Here is an 832-nt window from a genome sequence, read left to right as displayed (position 1 = left end):
AAGGACCTGAACCAGTCCAAGGCCGAGGTCGGCAAGAAGCTCAAGGACGCCCAGGACCTGCTGAACTCGCTCAGCGCCGCCGACCGCGCGGCCGTGAAGGCGGCGCAGCAGCAGGCCGACCGCGCCTCGCGCGGCAGCGAGCGGACCGACCTGGGCAGCCTGCCGCAGGCCAGCGGCATGGCCGGTGCCGCGGTCGCCAACGCGATGGGCAAGCAGGGCTCGCCCTACGTCTGGGGCGCCACCGGTCCGAGCACCTTCGACTGCTCCGGCCTGATGGTCTGGGCGTACGGGAAGGCCGGCGTCTCGCTGCCGCGGACCTCGCAGGCGCAGGGCAACTACGGCAGCAAGGTCTCCTCGCTGGCCGAGGCGCAGCCGGGCGATCTGATCATCTACCGCCCCGACCGCAGTCACGTCGGCATGTACATCGGCAACGGCATGGTCGTCCACGCGCCGCACACCGGTGACGTGGTGAAGGTGATGAAGGCCGACGCCATGCCGATCAACACGATCCGCCGGGTCTGACGGTCCGCCACGACACTCCCGGGGGCGGTTCTCGGCCCCTGTGATCAGCGCCACCTCCGATCGGGGGTGGCGCTGAGGTTTGGGTCGGGCGTTGGGCCGTCCAGGTGGAAATGATCAGCCTGATGTGGGGATGTGATCACGCTCGGTCATATTCACAAAGGAACTTGGGTATTCTTCTGGCTTTTTTCTGACAAGGATTTGAACGGATCACGGATCTGTTACTAGGGTCGTGCTTCGAACCTCGCACAGTCGATCACCCAGCCTGGGTGGCGGTGGGGTTCGCCGCCGAGTTCGCGAAGCAGCCGGGCGG

1 protein-coding gene is annotated in these 832 nt (G+C 67.1%); it reads left to right on the top strand.

The window, feature by feature from the left end; genetic code table 11:
* On the top strand, positions 1 to 522 hold a 522-nt coding region (locus BI06_RS28355; RefSeq protein ID WP_043472406.1), incomplete at its 5' end, for a C40 family peptidase.
* Positions 523 to 832: the final 310 nt, after the last annotated feature.

The organism is Kitasatospora sp. MBT66, assembly GCF_000710405.2.
GTDB classification, from domain to species: domain Bacteria; phylum Actinomycetota; class Actinomycetes; order Streptomycetales; family Streptomycetaceae; genus Kitasatospora; species Kitasatospora purpeofusca.
Note: the sequence above shows the minus strand (reverse complement) of the source record. Positions and strands in the feature narration are given on the sequence as shown.